16 protein-coding genes are annotated in these 17,387 nt (G+C 64.6%); 6 read left to right on the top strand and 10 right to left on the bottom strand.

Annotated features, from left to right (window positions below; translation table 11 throughout):
* Nucleotides 1-126: 126 nt before the first annotated feature.
* Nucleotides 127-1,272, bottom strand: a complete 1,146-nt coding sequence (gene nagA / locus NYR54_RS12565; protein ID WP_261516009.1) for an N-acetylglucosamine-6-phosphate deacetylase — start codon at nucleotides 1,270-1,272, stop codon at nucleotides 127-129.
* Nucleotides 1,269-2,294, bottom strand: a complete 1,026-nt coding sequence (locus tag NYR54_RS12560) for an SIS domain-containing protein (RefSeq protein ID WP_261516008.1) — start codon at nucleotides 2,292-2,294, stop codon at nucleotides 1,269-1,271. Before NYR54_RS12560 ends, nagA begins: the two co-directional genes overlap by 4 nt.
* A gap of 139 nt (nucleotides 2,295-2,433) precedes the next feature.
* Between NYR54_RS12560 and NYR54_RS12555 the strand changes: the two genes are divergently transcribed.
* The 6 genes from NYR54_RS12555 (at nucleotide 2,434) to NYR54_RS12530 (ending at nucleotide 7,959) form a co-directional block, all read left to right on the top strand.
* On the top strand, nucleotides 2,434-3,714 hold the full coding sequence (locus NYR54_RS12555) for an extracellular solute-binding protein (RefSeq protein WP_261516007.1): 1,281 nt from the start codon (nucleotides 2,434-2,436) through the stop codon (nucleotides 3,712-3,714).
* Nucleotides 3,715-3,778: 64 nt separating this feature from the next.
* Nucleotides 3,779-4,669 carry a carbohydrate ABC transporter permease gene (locus NYR54_RS12550; RefSeq protein ID WP_261516006.1) on the top strand — a complete coding sequence of 297 codons (891 nt, stop codon included), beginning with the start codon at nucleotides 3,779-3,781 and terminating at the stop codon, nucleotides 4,667-4,669.
* Nucleotide 4,670: 1 nt separating this feature from the next.
* A complete protein-coding gene (locus NYR54_RS12545; RefSeq protein WP_261516005.1) occupies nucleotides 4,671-5,531 on the top strand; it encodes a carbohydrate ABC transporter permease in 861 nt (286 codons plus the stop codon).
* The gene (locus NYR54_RS12540) at nucleotides 5,528-6,397 is read left to right on the top strand and encodes an ROK family protein (protein ID WP_261516004.1); all 870 of its coding nucleotides are present in this window, start codon (nucleotides 5,528-5,530) and stop codon (nucleotides 6,395-6,397) included. The genes NYR54_RS12545 and NYR54_RS12540 overlap by 4 nt, the downstream gene beginning before the upstream one ends.
* The gene (locus NYR54_RS12535) at nucleotides 6,394-7,134 is read left to right on the top strand and encodes a GntR family transcriptional regulator (RefSeq protein ID WP_261516003.1); all 741 of its coding nucleotides are present in this window, start codon (nucleotides 6,394-6,396) and stop codon (nucleotides 7,132-7,134) included. The genes NYR54_RS12540 and NYR54_RS12535 overlap by 4 nt, the downstream gene beginning before the upstream one ends.
* Before the next feature lie 33 nt (nucleotides 7,135-7,167).
* Nucleotides 7,168-7,959, top strand: a complete 792-nt coding sequence (locus tag NYR54_RS12530) for a sugar isomerase domain-containing protein (RefSeq protein WP_261516002.1) — start codon at nucleotides 7,168-7,170, stop codon at nucleotides 7,957-7,959.
* A gap of 9 nt (nucleotides 7,960-7,968) precedes the next feature.
* Here the strand turns inward: NYR54_RS12530 and NYR54_RS12525 are convergent, their stop codons facing one another.
* The 8 genes from NYR54_RS12525 to NYR54_RS12490 form a co-directional block, all read right to left on the bottom strand.
* Nucleotides 7,969-9,549, bottom strand: coding sequence for an FGGY-family carbohydrate kinase (locus tag NYR54_RS12525; RefSeq protein ID WP_261516001.1), 1,581 nt, complete (start codon nucleotides 9,547-9,549; stop codon nucleotides 7,969-7,971).
* Nucleotides 9,549-10,232: an HAD family hydrolase gene (locus NYR54_RS12520; RefSeq protein WP_261516000.1), complete on the bottom strand. Its 684-nt coding sequence runs from the start codon at nucleotides 10,230-10,232 to the stop codon at nucleotides 9,549-9,551. Before NYR54_RS12520 ends, NYR54_RS12525 begins: the two co-directional genes overlap by 1 nt.
* Nucleotides 10,219-11,739: a mannitol dehydrogenase family protein gene (locus NYR54_RS12515; protein WP_261515999.1), complete on the bottom strand. Its 1,521-nt coding sequence runs from the start codon at nucleotides 11,737-11,739 to the stop codon at nucleotides 10,219-10,221. Before NYR54_RS12515 ends, NYR54_RS12520 begins: the two co-directional genes overlap by 14 nt.
* 87 nt (nucleotides 11,740-11,826) lie before the next feature.
* On the bottom strand, nucleotides 11,827-12,825 hold the full coding sequence (locus NYR54_RS12510; protein WP_261515998.1) for an ABC transporter ATP-binding protein: 999 nt from the start codon (nucleotides 12,823-12,825) through the stop codon (nucleotides 11,827-11,829).
* 12 nt (nucleotides 12,826-12,837) lie between these two features.
* Nucleotides 12,838-13,668, bottom strand: a complete 831-nt coding sequence (locus tag NYR54_RS12505) for a carbohydrate ABC transporter permease (RefSeq protein WP_261515997.1) — start codon at nucleotides 13,666-13,668, stop codon at nucleotides 12,838-12,840.
* 11 nt (nucleotides 13,669-13,679) lie between these two features.
* Nucleotides 13,680-14,552, bottom strand: coding sequence for a carbohydrate ABC transporter permease (locus NYR54_RS12500; protein ID WP_261515995.1), 873 nt, complete (start codon nucleotides 14,550-14,552; stop codon nucleotides 13,680-13,682).
* Nucleotides 14,553-14,631: 79 nt separating this feature from the next.
* Nucleotides 14,632-15,948, bottom strand: coding sequence for an ABC transporter substrate-binding protein (locus NYR54_RS12495; RefSeq protein ID WP_261515994.1), 1,317 nt, complete (start codon nucleotides 15,946-15,948; stop codon nucleotides 14,632-14,634).
* Nucleotides 15,949-16,205: 257 nt separating this feature from the next.
* A complete protein-coding gene (locus NYR54_RS12490; protein ID WP_261515993.1) occupies nucleotides 16,206-17,150 on the bottom strand; it encodes a sugar-binding transcriptional regulator in 945 nt (314 codons plus the stop codon).
* Between the last annotated feature and the right edge of the window lie 237 nt (nucleotides 17,151-17,387).

Here is a 17,387-nt window from a genome sequence, read left to right as displayed (position 1 = left end):
CTCGCCTCGAAACCCGAGCGACCGTCGGACGCGGCGGAAACCGAGTTCACAGCATAATCGAATCCCCCTTTCGCCCACGGCGAAAGGGTTTTTTCTGCGGGGGAACACGGCGAGGCGGCGTGTCCGCTACGCCTCTCCGCGTGAAACAGCAAGCACCGTGCCCGTTTCCGAAAGATGCACGTAGTCGGCGCAGGCACCGGGAACGAAGCGGCCGCGCAGGTGCCCTACTCCCAGGAAATCAGCCGGATCGGCCGTCGCGCGGCGCAGGGCGTCTTCCAACGGTACGCCCGCCCATTCAGTCAGGAACCGCACCGACAAGGCCATGTTCGTGTCGGAGCCGGCAAGCGTTCCGTCCTCCAGCGTGAGTTTCGGACAATAGCCGGTGCGATCGCGCCGCACCACGCGCCCGTTGAGAAGGAACGTATTTGAATCGCTGCCCACCAGAGCCATCGCGTCGGACACGAGGAAAAGCCGGCCCGGCCCCTGCTTGGCATTGAGCGCGATCTTCAGTGCGCGCACATCGACATGGTGGCCATCCGCGATGAAGCCGCCCCACACATCGCCGCGCGACAATGCCGCGCCGACCAGCCCCGGCTCGCGATGCGTAAGCCCGCTCATCGCATTGAAGAGATGCGTGACGCCGTGCGCGCCTGCATCGAACAGCGCGTCAGCCTCCTCAGCGGTGCAGTTCGCGTGTCCGATCGACACGATCACGCCAGCCTCGGTCAGCCTGCGCACAGCTTCCGGCCGTGCGTTCGCCGGCGCGACGGTCAAAAGCAGAATGCCCAGCCGCTCCTTCGCCTCGATGTAAAGCGCGACGTCGTCATCCCCGAGCGGCCGCATGAGATCGGCCCGATGGGCGCCCTTGCGGGCGGGATCGAGATGCGGCCCCTCCAGATGGAGACCGATCACGCCGGCAACGGAAGAGCCCGCCACTGCCTCGATTGCTGCTAGGAGACGTTCCTTCGTATCCGTGATGAGCGTGGGCAGCAGTGCCGTCGTCCCATGCGGCCGGTGAGCGCTGGCTATGCGGGCGAGGCCACCAGGAGATGGGTCGTCGTTGAGCAGGATGCCCCCGCCGCCATTGACCTGCACGTCGATGAAGCCCGGAGCCAGAATGCCGCCCTCGAGGTGGCGGACCGGCATTCCCGCCTCGGGCTCCCCCGGCTTTACGGCAACGACCCGGCCGTCCTCGATGACGAGATGGTGACCGTCCCGAAACGCAGTGCCGTCGAAAAGGCGCGCGCCGCAGATCGCCAGCCGGCTCATCATATCGTCTCCGTCACTTTCCTCAGGTTGGCCGGGCGGTCGGGATCGAGCCCCTTGAGACGCGCCGCCAGTTCCACCGCGCGATACCATGCCAGAACGGCCACCAGCCCATCCGTGAAGGCGTGGCCGGTCGAGGGTATGCGCAAGCCGCCTGCGAGATCGAGCGTCGAGATCGGCGTTACCCTGCCGCCGAGATCCCGCAGCCGGTCGATGGCAGCAAGCGTGCTCTGGCGCGAGGCATCATCGGAAACAAAGGCCACGACGGGAAAGCCGCCTTTCACAAGTTGCAGCGGCCCGTGCATCAGCTCCGCAACCGAAAAGGCTTCGGCGTGGACGCCGGCCGTTTCCTTCGTCTTGAGCGCGGCCTCGAGCGCAATACCGAAGGCCGGTCCCCTTCCCGTGACGTAGAGCGATCCGGCGCGGGAAATCGCGTCCGCCAGTTCGTCCTCGATGCCCGGCGGCAGCGCTTCGAGGGCAGACGGAAGCTGCGACAGCCCCGCAAGCAGCCCTTCATCCTGAGCCGCCCGGGCCACGATGGCGAACAAGGCGGCGCAGGATGCGATATAGCTCTTGGTGGCCGCCACGCTCTTTTCCTCGCCCACATGCAGCGGCACAACAATATCGGCGCCGCGGGCGAGCGGGCTGTCAGCCACGTTGACGACGGCGATGGTCGTCGCGCCGCCACGCGCCGCCGCAGCCTGAAGGGCGACGATGTCCGGGCTTGCGCCCGATTGCGACACCGTCAGATGCACGCCGCCATCAAGCCTGAGCCTGGCCTGATAGACGGAGGCGACGGACGGGCCGACCGAGGCGACCGGGCGGCCTAGCAGGATCTCGCAGGCATATTTGAAAGCGGTGACGGCATGGTCCGAAGAGCCGCGCGCCGCGCTTGTGATCGGGCCAGCCGCCTGGGCGATCAACTCCGCAACGCGACCGATGGTACCCTGCTCGCGCTCCAGCAGCCGGGCGACGGCAGACGCCGCTTCCCCGGCTTCGCGGCGCATATGCGTTTCCTTCACTGTCATTTCCTCGCCTGTGGCACAACCGGCCCGAAAATTCCATTCCCACAGACCGGCGATTTACATCGAATAGATTATGTTGTTATAACCTATTTGGGAACACTCGAGCACCACCGCCAGGTACGATTTTCCAGGGAGAACTATCATGAACGCAATTTCCAGAGTCTGGATCGCCGCTGCGGCCACGATGATGCCGCTGACCGCCTACGCGCAGGATGTGCAGCTTACTTATTTGACGCATTGGGCGCCCGATACGGTGGCACTGCTCGAAGAGGCCGCGAGCGCCTACAGCGCGGAGCATCCCGGCGTGACGATCTCGGTGCGTGCGGTGCCCTTCGGCGACCTGCTCACCACGATCCGCTCGGGCGGCACGGACGGGACGACGATCGCCAGCATCTACGATCTGTGGCTGCCGGCGCTGGTGAAGGATGGCCTCGTGGCGCCGGCTCCGGAGAATGTTGCGAAGGAAGTTTCCGACAACTGGCCGGCCGGCATCGCCGCTGCCGCCAGCGTGGATGGAGCGATCTACGGCATTCCGAACGAGGTCAATGTCTATGCTCTGAACTACAACAAGGCGCTCTTCGAGGAAGCGGGCATCGCCGCGCCACCCAAGACCTGGGATGAGCTGAAAGACGCCGCCGCGAAGCTGACCGACTTATCGGCCGGCCAGCAAGGTTTTGGCATGATCAATTCCTGGGCCGCGGGTGTCGTCCACCCATTTGCCTCGCTGCTCGTCTCCAACGGCGGTCAGCTCATTGCCGATGGCAAACCTCTACTGGACAGCAAAGAGGCGCTCGAAACATTCCAGCTCTACGAGACGATGATCAAGGAAGGCTATTCCGTCGCGGCGATGGGTACCGCCGACGCCAATACCACCGGCCCTTACCTGGACAATTTCGTTTCCGGCAAGACGGGCATGATCATCATGGCCAACTGGTGGGAAAGCGCGCTCAAGGGCGGCATGGGGGATGACTTCGACAATATCGGCACCGCACCGATACCGGTGGGTCCGAGCGGGGATGCGCCGCGCTCCATCTCCTATTCCTGGCAGACCGTGGTGAATGCGGGGGCTACCCCGGCCGAGCAGGAAGCGGCCTGGGATTTTCTGGTTTGGCTCAATGGGCCGGAATCCGGCAAGAACGGCGCGTCCGCGATGGCCGACATCCTACAGTCGATGGGTATCCTGCCGTCGCGCAACTCGGATATCGAGGCCTATAGCGACGCTCTCAACCGGCCGTTCCTCGAAGGCTACGTGTCGACGCTCGCCGACGCGCAGGCTTTCCCCATCGTGCTTGGCGGCCAGGAATTTTCCGAGGCACTGCAGCAGGTGATCGAACAGCTCCAGTACGGCCAGATCACCGCCGAGGAAGCCCAGGCGAACGCGCAGGCAGACGCCGTCTCCATCCTCGAGCGCGCGGCGCAGTAGCGATGCAGTGCGGGGCGCGCCTCGCCTCTTGCAGGCGCGCCTTAAGTCCCCCGGCCCTGAACCAATGAGACGCTCTCATTTCGGCTCGCCCTGGCTGATGCTCACACCCGCGATCTCCTTGATCTCGGTGTTCATCCTCGTGCCCATCGTTCTGACTGTCTGGCTGTCGTTCCACGACTGGTCCACCCAGACCGGTTTCGGGGCCGCGCGTTTCGTCGGACTTCGCAACTACGAGGATCTGTTCGGACCAATCTCCGTCGGCCGCGACTTCAGGCGTGCCTTCCTCAACACGGCCGTCTACACCGTGCTGTCCGTCGTGATCATCCTGCCGCTGTCGGTCCTGTTCGGACTGCTTGTCCACCAGACGCGGGTTGCCGGTGGCCAGGTGCTGCGGACAATTCTTTTCTCGACCTACATGGTCCCGATGATCGCGGTGGCGTTGGTCTGGTCGAAGCTCTACTCGCCGACCGAGGGTCCGATAAACCAGATCCTGTCCTGGATCGGCATCGGTCCACAGCCATGGCTTTCATCGCCGGATACGGCCCTGTTCTCGCTCGTCATCCTCAACGTCTGGCAGCAGATAGGCTATTTCACGGTGCTGGTGATTGCCGGCCTGACCCAAATTCCCCTCTCCCTGTACGAGGCGGCGCGCATCGACGGGGCCAACCGCATGCAGGAATTCTTTGGCATCACGCTTCCCCTGCTGCGCCGCACGCTGCTGTTCAGCTCCGTCATAGCCGTCATCAACGCCGTTCAGGTGTTCGAGCCGGTGGTGCTTATTACGCAAGGCGGGCCGGCCAACTCCACAAATGTGCTGACGTTTCACATTCGCCGTGTCGGCATCGAGCGCGCGCAGGGCGGCCTGGGCTCTGCGATGGCGGTCATGCTGATGCTCTCGCTGATCGTGATCATCGTGCTGATATTCGCGATGGCACGGCAGAAGGAGGAGCGCTGACATGCGGGACGGCTCCACCCTTTTCCGCGGACCGAACCCGCGCGCGGCAGATGGGCTGATCCTGCTGCTGATCATCGCGATTGCAGTGATTGCGGCGTTTCCGCTGGTGTGGATGGTGCTTTCGAGCCTGAAAACCCCGGCCGAAAGCATGCAGACACCGCCGGTCTGGTTCCCCGCCACGCCAAATCTTTCCGCCTATCGCGAGGTGGCCGAAGTAATCGATGCGCAGCGGTCGTTCTGGAATTCGTTCCTCATAGCAACGACGACGACGGCCGGTATCCTCGTGACCTCGCTCATGGCCGGCTATGCTTTCGCCAAATACCAGTTCCGCGGACGGGACACGCTGTTTGCGGTGATGATCGCCACCATGTTCCTGCCGCCAATCGTCACGCTGATCCCGCTCTACCGGCTCGTCACCTATATGGGCTTCAATGCCAGCCTGATCGGCGTGATCGTGCCGAATCTGGCCAATGCCTTCGGCATCTTCCTGATGCGCCAGTTCATTGCCGGTGTTCCGGACGAGCTGATCGATGCGGCGCGGGTCGATGGCGCATCCGAGCTTCGCATCGTGTTTTCCGTGGTGGCCCCGGCCGTGGTGCCGGCGATTGCCGCGCTGGCGCTGTTCGCCTTCGTCTATCACTGGAACACCTATCTGTGGCCGCTCACGGTGCTTCAGGGCAATAGCGCGGACTATCCCATCGTGCTCAGCCTGGGGCGGCTGCTTTCCTACAATCGCGGGGCGATGAACACGGGACTGGTGATGGCCGGCGCCACGCTCGCGGTGCTGCCGCCGCTGGTGCTCTTCGTCTTCCTGCAGCGTTTCTTCGTGGACAGCATCGTCAGTTCCGGAGTGAAGGGATGAGGGTGCTTGCGATCGATCTCGGCGGAACCAATATGCGCGCCGGCCTCGTAGACGGCGATGCGCTGGAACCCTCCCCTGTCGGCCATTGGAAGGCGCCGGCGACACTCGAGGAATTTCGCGACAGGGTCGAAACGTTGCTCCGCGAGCATGAGGCGACGAAGCTGGGAGTGGCGATTCCAGGCCTGGCACGCGGAACCGTCAGCACGTGGGTACCGAACCTGCCTTACCTCGACGGCGTCGATTTCGCCGCGCTGTTTCCCGATGTCCACCTGACATTGGGCAATGATGCCCATTTCTCCCTGCTTGCCGAGGCCGCCGGCGGAGCCGCGAGCCAGGCGGAGAACGCCATTCTGCTTGCGATCGGAACCGGCATCGGCTCGGCGGTGCTGGCGGATGGCCGCGTTGTGCGGGGCCAGGGAGGCGCAGCCACATCGTTTGGCTGGGCCTGCGCCGACCCGTCCGATGGCGGACATCCGGCGCACGGCTGGCTGGAGCGAATGGCTTCAGGAACCGCACTCGACCGGCTAGCGGCACGCCATGGCTTGCCGGACGGAGCAGCCCTTGTCTCCCGTGCGCGCAGCGGTGACGGCAATGCGCGCACGGCACTGGAAGCTCCGATGACGGCACTGGGCACCACACTTGCGGGAGCGGTGGCGCTTACAGGAGCTTCTTTGGTCATTTTCACGGGCGGCGTCGCTGACAGTTTCGAGGTGCTTGAACCGCTCTTGCGACCTGCCTTGACCAGACATCTCCCGCCGCATCTGCGCGACGTCAGGCTTGCGCCAGGGCATTTCGGGCCGCGCGCCGCTCTCACGGGTGCGGGACTTGCCGCGCGCGGTCATCCAATCTGGCGGGGTAACCCATGACGATCAACATAAGGCCCGTAGACCGCTCGCGACCCGAACCGCTCTGGCACCAGGCGGAACAGACCCTGCGCTCGCTCATAGCCAATGGCACCTGGCCTGACGGGACTCAGCTTCCCAACGAAGGCAGGCTTTGCGGGCTGCTGGGAGTCAGCCGCATCACCATACGCCACGCACTGCGCAATCTCGAGGAAGCCGGCCTGCTCAGGCGGGAGCACGGCCGCGGCACGTTCGTTCGGACTTCGACCGTGACAGCCGGCATCCGCGGGCTGACCAGCTTCACGCAGGAGATGGCTGAGCGGGGCCTCGTCGTCGGCTCCAGGGTTCTCGAACTCGCGGAGTTTCCCGCTTCCCCGGATGTGGCCAGCGCCCTCGAGATTGCCGAGGGCGAACCGGTTATAAAGATACGAAGGTTACGTGCAGGCAACAATCAGCCGATGGGCATACAGACAGCCTTCCTGCCAACGGCACGCGTTCCGGGCTTTCTCGATATTGGGGAACCCATTCTTTCGCTCTACGAGACACTGAAGACGCGCTTTGGAATTTCGCCGCGGGTGGCGCGGGAAATCTATCGCGTTGGAACCGTGTCCGCCGAAGATGCGCCGCTGCTGGAAGTGGAGCCGGGCAGCCCAGCCTTCATCGTGCAGCGCATAACATCGGATGCGCGCGGACCGTTCGAGTACACGGTCTCAACCATGCGCGGCGATCGCTATGAAATCCGCTCGCGGCTTCAACTCTAGCCTCCCCAACACCAACGAAAAAGGTAATCGGAAATGTCCTCTCTCTATATCAGCCGTCTTTTGAAACTCGCCGAGCGGGCCGCCGCCGAAAACGAGGAGGCCTTCGACAAGGCCGCTACCACCCTTGCGGAAACCCTCCGCAACGAAGGCCTCATCCATCTCTACGGGTCGGGCCACTCGGTGCTGCCCGCACAGGAGACTTTTCCCCGTTACGGCAGCTATGTGGGCTTCAATCCGCTGACCGATCCCCGCGTCATGTGGCACAATGTGCTGGGCGCAGGCGGCGTGCGCGAGCTTCTTTGGCTGGAGCGCACCGAGCGCTATGCGGAAAAGTTTCTCGACCACCAGCCGCTCAACCCGGGCGACAGCATCGTGATCTTCGGCCACAGCGGCCGCAATGCTTCGGGTATCGATACGGCGCTCTATGCCAGGAAGCGCGGCATCACGGTGGTGGCGATCACGGCCAAAGCCAATCTCGACAAGCCCGCGACGCATTCTTCCGGTCTTAGGTTGGCGGACGCAGCCGATATCGTGATCGATACCTGTGCGCCGATCGAGGACGCCATCGTGCCAGTCCAGGGCTGGTCGCGCCCGGTGGCGGGTTCCTCAACGGTGCTTGCCATGATGATGATGCACGAGCTTGTTGCCCGGACCGCACACAAGCTTAGCGAGATGGGGATCGAACTGCCCACTTTCGCCTCGCCCACGATCGCCGGCGTGACGCTGCACGATACCGACCAGATCTACGGTGTCTATCGCGAGCGCATGATCAAGGCTCAGGAGAAACACCTCAACTTCTTCAAGCAGCGCATGAGCGGCGAGTGACCGCATAGGCTACGGCGCCTGAGTCAGTTCCCGCAGTTCGCGGCGGTGTTCGAGCATTTTCAGGAAGATGCGATACTCGCGATCGTAGCCTTCCTTGAGTGCAGGATTGGGCAGGCGCTCCCGCGTGGCGGGGCGCATGGCGCGGCAGGCGGATGCGAGGTCCGGGAAGAGCCCCGCCGCGCTTGCCGCCGCCATGGCGGTGCCCAAAAGCATGGCATCGCCAGTCGCCTCATTGACCTGGCAGCCGAGCGCATCGGCGTAAAGCTCCATGAGAAGCGGGTTGTTGAGGTGCCCGCCGGTCACCTGCAGCGTGTCGATGCGGTAGCCGTTTGCGTTGAGATGGTCGAGGATGTGGCGCAGGCCGAGCGCGATGCCCACCGCCGTGCGGAAGTACAGGCGGCACAGGCCGTCGAAGGAGGCGTCGAGCGACAGGCCGCTGACGACGCCGCGTGCGTGCGGATCGGCAAGCGGCGAGCGATTGCCATGAAAATCGGGCAGGACGTGAAGACCGGCGGCGAAGGCGGCGCCCTCGGCTTCCCGCAGGGCGAAGATGCGCCGGGTGATCTTCCGGTGCATCGCGGCGTCCGGCTCGCCGCCCGCAGCATGGACGCGCACGATGTGATCCAGCAGGGCGCCGGTGGCGGACTGTCCGCCCTCATACATCCAGAGGCCGGTGAGACCGGCCCCGAAATAGGGGCCCCAGATACCACTCACATAGCGCGGCTTGCCGGACAGCCCCATGAGGCAGCTCGACGTGCCGGCAATCAGCGCCACCCGGCGCTCAATGTCGTCCTGCGCATAGCCGCCGATGAGGCCGATCGCGCCGGCGAACGCATCGATGAGGCCGACGCCCACGCGGCAGCCGCTGTCCAGGCCCAGGGCGTGCGCCGCCTCGGGCGTCAGCGGTCCGAGATCGGCGCCGACGGGGCTCGCGACCTGCGGAAGACCGCCGCGAACCAGCATGTCATCCAGCCCGACCCGGGCGAAGAAATCCGGCTGCCAGCCACCCTCATGGGCGAGATAGGTCCACTTGGCCGTCACCGTGCATTGCGAACGGGCGGTCGAGCCGCTCGCCTTCCAGGTGAGATAGTCGGCGAGGTCGAAAAAAAGGTGCGCCGCCGCCCAGCTTTCCGGCCGGTTGCGCTTGAGCCACATGAGCTTGGGCGTCTGCATCTCAGGCGACATGACGCCGCCCACATGGTCGAGCACGCGATGGCCGGTGGCGGTGCACTCGTCCGCCTCCGCAAGGGCGCGGTGATCGAGCCAGACGATGGTGTCCCAGCGCGGCTCACCGGTGACCGAGACGCTGACCTGCTCGCCCGCTCTGCCGCGGACGACGAGCGAGCACGTGGCATCGAAGCTGATGCCGGCGACAGCGTCGGGGGCCACGCCGGCCGTCTCCCGCGCCTCGCGCACCGCCTCGCACACGGCCTGCCAGATCTGCTCGGAATCGTGCTCCGCGTGGTCGGCCAGCGGGCGGTGCATCGCGATGGGCCGGTCGGCGCGTGCGACGAGCTGGCCGGTCCGGTCGAAGATGCCGGCGCGCGCACTGCCGGTTCCAACATCCACAGCACAGACGAGCTCGCGCATCAGTGCCCCGTTGCATTGTCCAGGGACGCAATGAGGGCAGGCAGCTGCGCCATGTCGTCAAAAATGCAGTCGGGGCCGAGTGCCGCGACCGTCTCGCGCAGATTGCAGAGCGGCGCGTGCGAAGCGCCCGTATAGGCGAAGACGCGCATGCCCGCCCGCCGCGCCGCCTCGATGCCGGCCGCGCTGTCTTCGATCACCACGCAATCGGCCGGCCGGAAGCCCATGGAGCGCGCAGCATGCAGGAACAGATCGGGAGCCGGCTTACCCTTATCCACCATGCTCGCACTGTATATGTGCGGCTCGAACCTTTCCAGTAGGCCGGACAGCGAAAGCGCAAGCCGGATGCGCTCAGGCTGGCTGGAGGACGCGACACAATAGGGCAATGCAAGGGCGTCCAGCGCCGCGAAAATGCCTGCCGTCGGCTTCAGGTCGCGGCGGAAGCTCTCATAGAGCCGCGCACGTGCCTTGGCCAGGTGCCGGTCCTTCACGGCCAAGCCGAACTCCTCCTCCAGCATCGCCGCCACAGAGGCCATGGAGCGGCCGAGAAAGCGGCGGTAGCCCACCTCCTCGTCAATGTTCACACCCGCCTCGGCAACCACCTCTAGCAGCACGCGGATGGAGATCGGCTCGCTGTCGACCAGAACGCCGTCGCAATCGAAGATGACGAGCCTAGCTCTGGCCATTGCCCGGGGTGCCGGGAGCTTCGACATAACGGCGCAGCACGGCCTCCGTACCGTCCCGCCACAGCGCCTTCAGCGCTTCGGCAAAGGCGGCCCGGAAAACGTTCGAACGCCCGACTTCGCCGAAAATGTCCTCCATGGCGAGCCATGCCATGGGATCAGCGCGCGCCGCCCGCGCCGCCGCCTGCAAGCGCCCCCAGTTCGGATCGTTGGGCGCGATCGCCGCACCGCTTTCCGTGACGCCAAAGCAATAGCGGCACCAGAGAGCGACCTCCAGGGCCAGGCCCGCGATGGGACGGCCTTCCCGCAGCCTGTCCGCCACCGTCGGCAGGATGAACTTGGGTTGCCTGTTGGAGCCGTCGAGGCAAAGGCGGCGAACCGTGTCGCCGATCTTGGGATTTGCGAAGCGCTCGACAACCCGGCGGTAGTAGGCGTGAAGATCGACCCCGGGCACCGGCGGCACGACGGGGATGATCTCCTCGCGCTCGATCCTATCGAGGAAGGCGGCGATCAGCGGATTGGCCATCGCCTCGTGGACGAAGTGGATGTCGAGGAGACCGGACGGATAGGCGATGACGGCATGGCCGCCGTTAAGTATGCGGATCTTCATCGCCTCATAGGGGGAAACATCCGCCACGAACTCGACGCCAACCCGCTCCAGCGCCGGGCGGCCTGCGGGGAAGTTGTCCTCCAGCACCCATTGGCGGAAATCCTCGCAGAAGACGGGCCAAGCATCCTCGATGCCGAAGCTTTCGGCGAGAACCCTTCGCTCGCGCTCGCCGGTGGCCGGGGTGATGCGGTCGACCATGCCGTTGGGAAAGGCCACCGCCTCAATGATCCAATCGGCAAAGGCGGGGTCCGAGAGCCGGGCAAGCCCCGCCACCGCCTCGCGCGTGACATGGCCGTTATGGGGAAGGTTGTCGCAAGACATGACGGTAAAGGGGGCGATGCCGCGCGCGCGGCGCTGCTTCAAGCCCGCCAGGATGAGGCCGAACACGGTTTTCGGCGCCTGCGGCTGCCGCGCATCCGCGACGATCTCGGGATGGGTGGGATCGAAGCGGCCGGAGCCCGGATCGATGAAATAGCCGCCCTCTGTGATGGTCAGCGAGACGATGCGGATTGCCGGATCGGCCAGCGCATCGACGATGGCAGCCGCGTCGCCGGGGCGCAGAAAGCCCGCCATCGGGCCCGTTATGCGCGCCGTGCTCTCGCCGGCAGACTGTTTGACAACGGTGGTGAGAAAATCCTGCCCGGCGAGCGCCCGCCGCATGTCCTCGTCGGCAGGCCGCACGCCCGCGCCGAGAATGGCCCAATCGTGGTCGCGCCCACTGTTGAAGAGGTCATCCAGATAGAGCGCCTGGTGGGCGCGATGGAAATTGCCGACGCCAAAATGGAGAATGCCGGCCTTGAGCCCGGCGCGGTCGTAAGCGGGCACGGCGGCGCGGTCCGCCAGATTCTCCAGATTGGCGGCGGAAAGCCGCAGCGGCGCCATATCGGGTTTCTGTCGCATCAGTTCATCCCATTGCCGCTGTCGAGATTGGGGTTTTGAGCGAGGCTGCCACCGGCTCGAATGAAGGCCGGAATTCCTGGCGGACCGTCAAAGCGCCAGCCCCTTCTCGTCGAAGCGGTGAATCTTGCCGTCCTCTGGCGTGACATGGACCGTATCGCCCACGCGAACCGGGAACTCGCCCCCGATACGCGCGGTGAGCGGCCCGATCCCGTCCATCTCGATATGCAGGAAAGTGTCGGAGCCCAGATGCTCGGCCACATCCACCCTGCCCTTCCACAGCCCTTCGGTGGCGGAAAGCCTCAGATGCTCCGGCCGAATCCCGATCGTCGCCGCCCCCAGCTTCTTCGCCTCCGCGCCGTCGATGAAGTTCATGCGCGGCGAACCGATGAAACCGGCGACGAAGAGGTTGCGCGGGTTTCTGTAGAGTTCCAGCGGCGAGCCCACCTGTTCTATGCGGCCGCCGTTCAGAACCACGATCTTGTCGGCCATGGTCATGGCCTCGACCTGATCGTGAGTGACGTAGATCATGGTGCGCTTGAGCTTCTGGTGAAGCTGGGTGATCTCCAACCGCATGGCGACACGCAGCGCGGCATCCAGATTGGACAGCGGCTCGTCGAAAAGGAAGGCCGTGGGCTCGCGCACGATGGCCCGCCCGATGGCGACGCGCTGGCGCTGGCCGCCGGAAAGCTGGCGCGGCTTGCGGTCGAGATATTCCTCCAGATTGAGGATGCGCGCTGCATCCTTCACCTTGCGCTCGATCTCTTCGCGCCCGGCACCCGCCATCTTCAGCGGGAAGGCGATGTTGCCGCGCACGCTCATATGGGGATAGAGCGCATAGGACTGAAACACCATCGCCAGCCGGCGTCGCGCCGGCGGGGTTGTGGTCACGTCCTTGCCGTCGATCAGGATACGCCCGCCCGAAACGTCCTCAAGACCGGCGATCAGCCGCAGCAGGGTGGATTTGCCGCAGCCCGAGGGGCCGACGAAGACCACGAAGGCGCCGTCCTCAATGTCGAGATCAAGCGCGGAAATCACCTGCGCTTCGCCGAAGGATTTGGAGACGTTTTCGAGCCGTATGCTGCCCATTGCACTTTGTTCCTATTTCACGGCGCCGAAGGTAAGCCCTCGCACGAGCTGGCGCTGCGCGAACCAGCCGAGGACGAGGATCGGGGCGATGGCTAGCGTCGAGGCGGCCGAAAGCTTGGCCCAGAACAGCCCTTCCGGGCTCGAATAGGCGGCGATGAAGGCGGTCAGGGGAGCCGCGCGCGAGGCGGTGAGGTTAAGCGACCAGAAGGCCTCGTTCCACGCCAGGATGATGTTGAGCAGCATGGTGGAGGCGATGCCGGGGACTGCCATGGGCGTGAGCACATAGACGATCTCCTTGGCGAGCGAGGCGCCGTCCATGCGCGCTGCCTCGAGGATCTCGCCCGGAATCTCGCGGAAATAGGTGTACAGCATCCACACGATGATCGGCAGGTTGATCAGCGTAAGCACGGCCGTGAGCCCCGCAAGCCCGTCGAGCAGGCTCCAGTCGCGGAAGATGAGATAGATCGGAACCAGAACCCCGACGGCCGGCAGCATCTTGGTGGAGAGCATCCACAGGAGCACGTCCTTGGTGCGCTTGGTGGGCGAGAAAGCCATGGCCCAGGCCGCTGGAATGGCAACGAGAAGGCCGATCAGGGTGGACCCCACCGAAATGACGATGGAGTTCGACATGTGGCGCATGTAGTTGGACCGGTTCTGAACGGCCACGTAGTTTTCCATCGTCCAGTCGAAGAACAGGAACTGTGGCGGCGTGGCGATCGCCGTACCCTCCGTCTTGAAGGAGGTGAGAACCGTCCACAGAACGGGAAAGAAGATGAGGAAGCCGATCGTCCAGCCGAGGATGGTGAAGGTGACCTTGCGCCTCGTGGAAATAGCCCGCGCCATCGCCTCCTCCCCTAGCGGTCCAGGTTCCGGCCGATCAGCCGGATGAGAAAGATGGCGACGATGTTGGCGAGGATGACGGCGATGATGCCGCCCGCCGAGGCGCCGCCCACATCGAACTGCAGGAGCGCCTGCATGTAGACGAGATAGGTGATCGTCGTCGTCTGAACGCCCGGGCCGCCGTTGGTGGTGACCAGGATTTCGGCGAAAACCGAGAGGAGAAAGATGGTCTCGATCAGGATGACGACGGTGATGGCGCGCGCGAGGTGCGGCAGAACGATGTAGATGAAGCGCGAGGCGGCGCCCGCCCCGTCCATCTCCGCCGCCTCCTTCTGCTCTTCGTCCAGCGATTGCAGAGCCGTCAGCAGGATAAGCGTGGCGAAGGGCAGCCACTGCCAGGCGACAATGAGAATGATGGAAAAAAGCGGCAGATCGGCGAACCAGTCCACCGGCCGCAACCCGAAGAGACGCGCAAGCCAGGCGAAAAGCCCGTTTACGGGATGCATCAGCATGTTCTTCCACACCAGCGCAGAAACCGTTGGCATGACGAAGAACGGGGCGATGACGAGCAGCCGGACGAGGCCGCTGCCCCAGAAGGGCTGGTCGAGCATAAGGGCAAGAAGAAGCCCGCCGACGACGGTGATCAGAAGCACGCCGCCCACCAGAAGCAGTGTGTTGACGAGCGCGGCGGTAAAAGCGGGATCGGTGAGGAAATAGGTGTAGTTGTCGAGGCCGGTCCACTCCTCCATGCCCGGCATGAGCAGGTTGTAGCGCAGGAGCGAGAAGTAGAGCGTCATGCCGAGCGGCACGATCATCCATGCAAGCAGAAGGACGACCGCCGGAGTCATCATCAGCCTGGCGCTCGCGCGCGTATGAAGCGTAGCCATCGCCTGACCGCCCTGAAAGAAACGCCCGGCCGGGAGGCGCGGGTTCTGTCCGCGTCTCCCATCCTGTCCGGGCCGATTGCTATTTGATGTAGCCGGCGCGGGTCATTTCGCGTGTTGTGACCTGCTGGGCGTTCTGAAGCGCCTGGTCAACGCTCACCTGCCCGGCAAGGGCTGCCGAGAACTGCTGGCCGACCGAGGTGCCGATGCCCTGGAATTCGGGAATGGCCACGAACTGCACGCCGACATAGGGCACGGGATCGACCGTCGGATTGTTGGGGTCGGCCGCGTTGATGGAGTCCAGCGTGATCTGCGCGAAGGGCGCAGCCGCCTGGTATTCCGGGTTCTCGTAGAGCGAGGTGCGCGTGCCGGGCGGCACGTTGGCCCAGCCCTCCTTCTCGGCGACCAGCTCCAGATATTCCTTGCTGGTCGCCCAGCCGATGAAGCGCTCCGCGGCTTCCGCCTTCTGCGTGCCCGCGGGGATGGCGAGCGACCAGGCCCAAAGCCAGTTGCCGCGCTTGCCGAGCCCCTTGTCCGGCGCAAGCGCAAAGCCAACTTTCTCAGCCACCTGACTTTCCTTGGGATTGGTCACGAAGGAAGCGGCGACGGTGGCGTCAATCCACATGGCGCACTTGCCGGTCTGGAACAGGGCCAGATTCTCGTTGAAGCCGTTGGAGGAGGCCCCGGGCGGTCCGGCCTCGTTCATCAGGTTGATGTAGAAGTCGAGCGTCTCCTTCCATGCAGGCTGGTCGAACTGCGGACGCCACTCCTCATCGAACCAGCGTGCACCGAAGGAGTTGGCCATGGCGCTGAGAAACGCCATGTTCTCGCCCCAGCCGGCCTTGCCGCGCAGGCAGATGCCGTAGATTTCCTTGTCCTTGTCGGTGATCTTGCGGGCGGCTTCCGCGATGAAATCCCAGGTGGGTGCCTCGGGCATTTCCAGTCCGGCCTCCTCGAAAAGGTCGGTCCGGTACATGGTCATGGAACTTTCGCCATAGAACGGCGCGGCGTAAAGCTTGCCGTCCACGGTGAGACCGTTGCGGATGGGCGGAAGCAGGTCATCCACGTCGTAAGCGGCATCGGACGTCAGGCCGTCCAGCGGCAGAAGCCAGTTCTGCTTGCCCCAGATCGGCACTTCATAGGTGCCGATGGTCATGACGTCGTACTGGCCGCCCTGCGTGGCGATGTCGGTGGTGACGCGCTGGCGCAGCACGTTTTCCTCGAGGATCACCCATTCGAGCTCGATGTCCGGGTTCTCCTTCGTGAACTCCTCCGAAAGCGCCTGCATGCGGATCATGTCGCCATTGTTGACCGTGGCGATCGTGATGGTCTCGGCGCCGGCAATCCCGCCGAAAGCGAGGACGGACGCAGCGCCTAGAAGCCAGGTTCTCAATCTCATGATTTCCTCCCAATCGTGAGCAAATGCTAATTAAGTGAGCAATTACTCATTTGGCCTCACGAGTCAACATCAATCGTCGCTGCACCGCAGCACGAGCCCTGCGGTATTCAGGAGAGGCGGGAAGACGCGGGGAAAAGGAGAGCAGAGGCCCCTGCCCTGCCCCATTGCAATATTTCGAGGAGCGGTGAAATGAACCAGATTCTTGATTCGTCGCAAGGCCGGATCGGAAAACCGGCAGCCGCTTTTCCTGAAAGCGGTCAGCTTTTGCCGAGCAGCTCCGTTGCGGTAGCCTCGTCGGTGATGAGGCCGTTGATCAGCCCACCGCGGATCGCCGCCGCGATGCCGGGCAGCTTCAGCCTGCCCTTGGCGATGGCGATCACCAGCGATGTCCCGCGATCGGGAATGGGAGAGCTGGTCACACGGCCATTGGTGATGCCCTCGATCAGCCGCCCCTCGGCATCGAAAGCCCATCCCACCATCTCGCCTACCGCCCCGGCGCGCTGCAGCGCCTCCAACTCCTCGCGCGAGATGAAGCCGTCGAGATAGAGCGGCGCCTCGTCGCCAAGGTCGCCCACGCCGACGAAGGTGACATTCGCCTGGCCCGCCAGCGCCAGCGTGGAGCGGATCATCGGCTGCTGGTGCAGCGTGTCGCGCTCGGCCTGCGAGGAGGCGATCACCGGCAGCGGCATGGGGAAGGAGCGCGCGGTGACCTTGTCCGCCATGGTGAAGATCACGTTGTAGTAGGCGGCCGAGCCGTCGGGCGCGATATTGCCGGTGAGCGAGACCACCTTGTGCTGGCGGCATTCCAGGCGCGGCAGAAGCTCGATGGCGGCCTTCAGCGTGCGCCCGGTGCCGATCGCCATGACGATCGGCTGCTGCCTGCGCAGCCACCGCTCGATTTCGGCCGCCGCCGCCTGCGCCACACCGAGCGTGGTGGAAGTGGAGGCGGGGTCGGTGGGCACCACCTCGCAGTGCTTCAGGCCGAAGCGCTCCACCAGCCGCCGCGCGAGATCGAGGCATTGGGCGATCGGATGGTCGATGTGAACCTTTACCAGACCTTCCGACACCGCGAGCGAAACCAGCCGCTGCGCCGACTGCCGGGAAACGCCGAGCTTCGCAGCGATCTGATCCTGCGTGTTTCCGGCGACATAGTAGAGCCATCCGGCCCGGGCGGCGTCATCAAGCCGACTGTCGTTTGCCATTGTCCAACCATTGCCTTCGCGCGGCCCCGCGAGCGCATTGGGACGTAACCGCGCCGTCGCCGGCAACATAGTTTGGATGGCAACCCATGTCACCGGTGTGGGCGCGGCCTATGCAACCGGTGTGGACGAGGGGCGGGTGTGACCGATGCGCTGCCTCCAACGATCGGGCGAGACTGCGCCAGCTGGAGGACTTTCGACCAAAGGCGAAATGGCGCGACGTCGTCGACCGCGAACCGA

Origin of the sequence: Chelativorans petroleitrophicus (genome assembly GCF_025398195.1) — a bacterium.
In the GTDB taxonomy this organism is placed as follows: Bacteria; Pseudomonadota; Alphaproteobacteria; order Rhizobiales; family Rhizobiaceae; genus Chelativorans; species Chelativorans petroleitrophicus.
The sequence above is the reverse complement of the archived record's forward strand: the minus strand, read 5'-3'. Positions and strand labels throughout refer to the sequence as shown.

Excerpts from the sequence above, each read along its gene's own strand:
- NYR54_RS12550 (WP_261516006.1), top strand. The coding sequence starts at position 3,779 with ATGAGACGCTCTCATTTCGGCTCGCCCTGGCTGATGCTCACACCCGCG.
- NYR54_RS12520 (WP_261516000.1), bottom strand. The coding sequence starts at position 10,232 with ATGGCCAGAGCTAGGCTCGTCATCTTCGATTGCGACGGCGTTCTGGTC.
- NYR54_RS12515 (WP_261515999.1), bottom strand. The coding sequence starts at position 11,739 with ATGCGACAGAAACCCGATATGGCGCCGCTGCGGCTTTCCGCCGCCAAT.
- NYR54_RS12540 (WP_261516004.1), top strand. The coding sequence starts at position 5,528 with ATGAGGGTGCTTGCGATCGATCTCGGCGGAACCAATATGCGCGCCGGC.
- NYR54_RS12525 (WP_261516001.1), bottom strand. The coding sequence starts at position 9,549 with ATGCGCGAGCTCGTCTGTGCTGTGGATGTTGGAACCGGCAGTGCGCGC.
- NYR54_RS12500 (WP_261515995.1), bottom strand. The coding sequence starts at position 14,552 with ATGGCTACGCTTCATACGCGCGCGAGCGCCAGGCTGATGATGACTCCG.
- NYR54_RS12530 (WP_261516002.1), top strand. The coding sequence starts at position 7,168 with ATGTCCTCTCTCTATATCAGCCGTCTTTTGAAACTCGCCGAGCGGGCC.
- NYR54_RS12510 (WP_261515998.1), bottom strand. The coding sequence starts at position 12,825 with ATGGGCAGCATACGGCTCGAAAACGTCTCCAAATCCTTCGGCGAAGCG.
- NYR54_RS12555 (WP_261516007.1), top strand. The coding sequence starts at position 2,434 with ATGAACGCAATTTCCAGAGTCTGGATCGCCGCTGCGGCCACGATGATG.
- NYR54_RS12535 (WP_261516003.1), top strand. The coding sequence starts at position 6,394 with ATGACGATCAACATAAGGCCCGTAGACCGCTCGCGACCCGAACCGCTC.
- nagA (WP_261516009.1), bottom strand. The coding sequence starts at position 1,272 with ATGATGAGCCGGCTGGCGATCTGCGGCGCGCGCCTTTTCGACGGCACT.
- NYR54_RS12545 (WP_261516005.1), top strand. The coding sequence starts at position 4,671 with ATGCGGGACGGCTCCACCCTTTTCCGCGGACCGAACCCGCGCGCGGCA.
- NYR54_RS12495 (WP_261515994.1), bottom strand. The coding sequence starts at position 15,948 with ATGAGATTGAGAACCTGGCTTCTAGGCGCTGCGTCCGTCCTCGCTTTC.
- NYR54_RS12490 (WP_261515993.1), bottom strand. The coding sequence starts at position 17,150 with ATGGCAAACGACAGTCGGCTTGATGACGCCGCCCGGGCCGGATGGCTC.
- NYR54_RS12560 (WP_261516008.1), bottom strand. The coding sequence starts at position 2,294 with ATGACAGTGAAGGAAACGCATATGCGCCGCGAAGCCGGGGAAGCGGCG.
- NYR54_RS12505 (WP_261515997.1), bottom strand. The coding sequence starts at position 13,668 with ATGGCGCGGGCTATTTCCACGAGGCGCAAGGTCACCTTCACCATCCTC.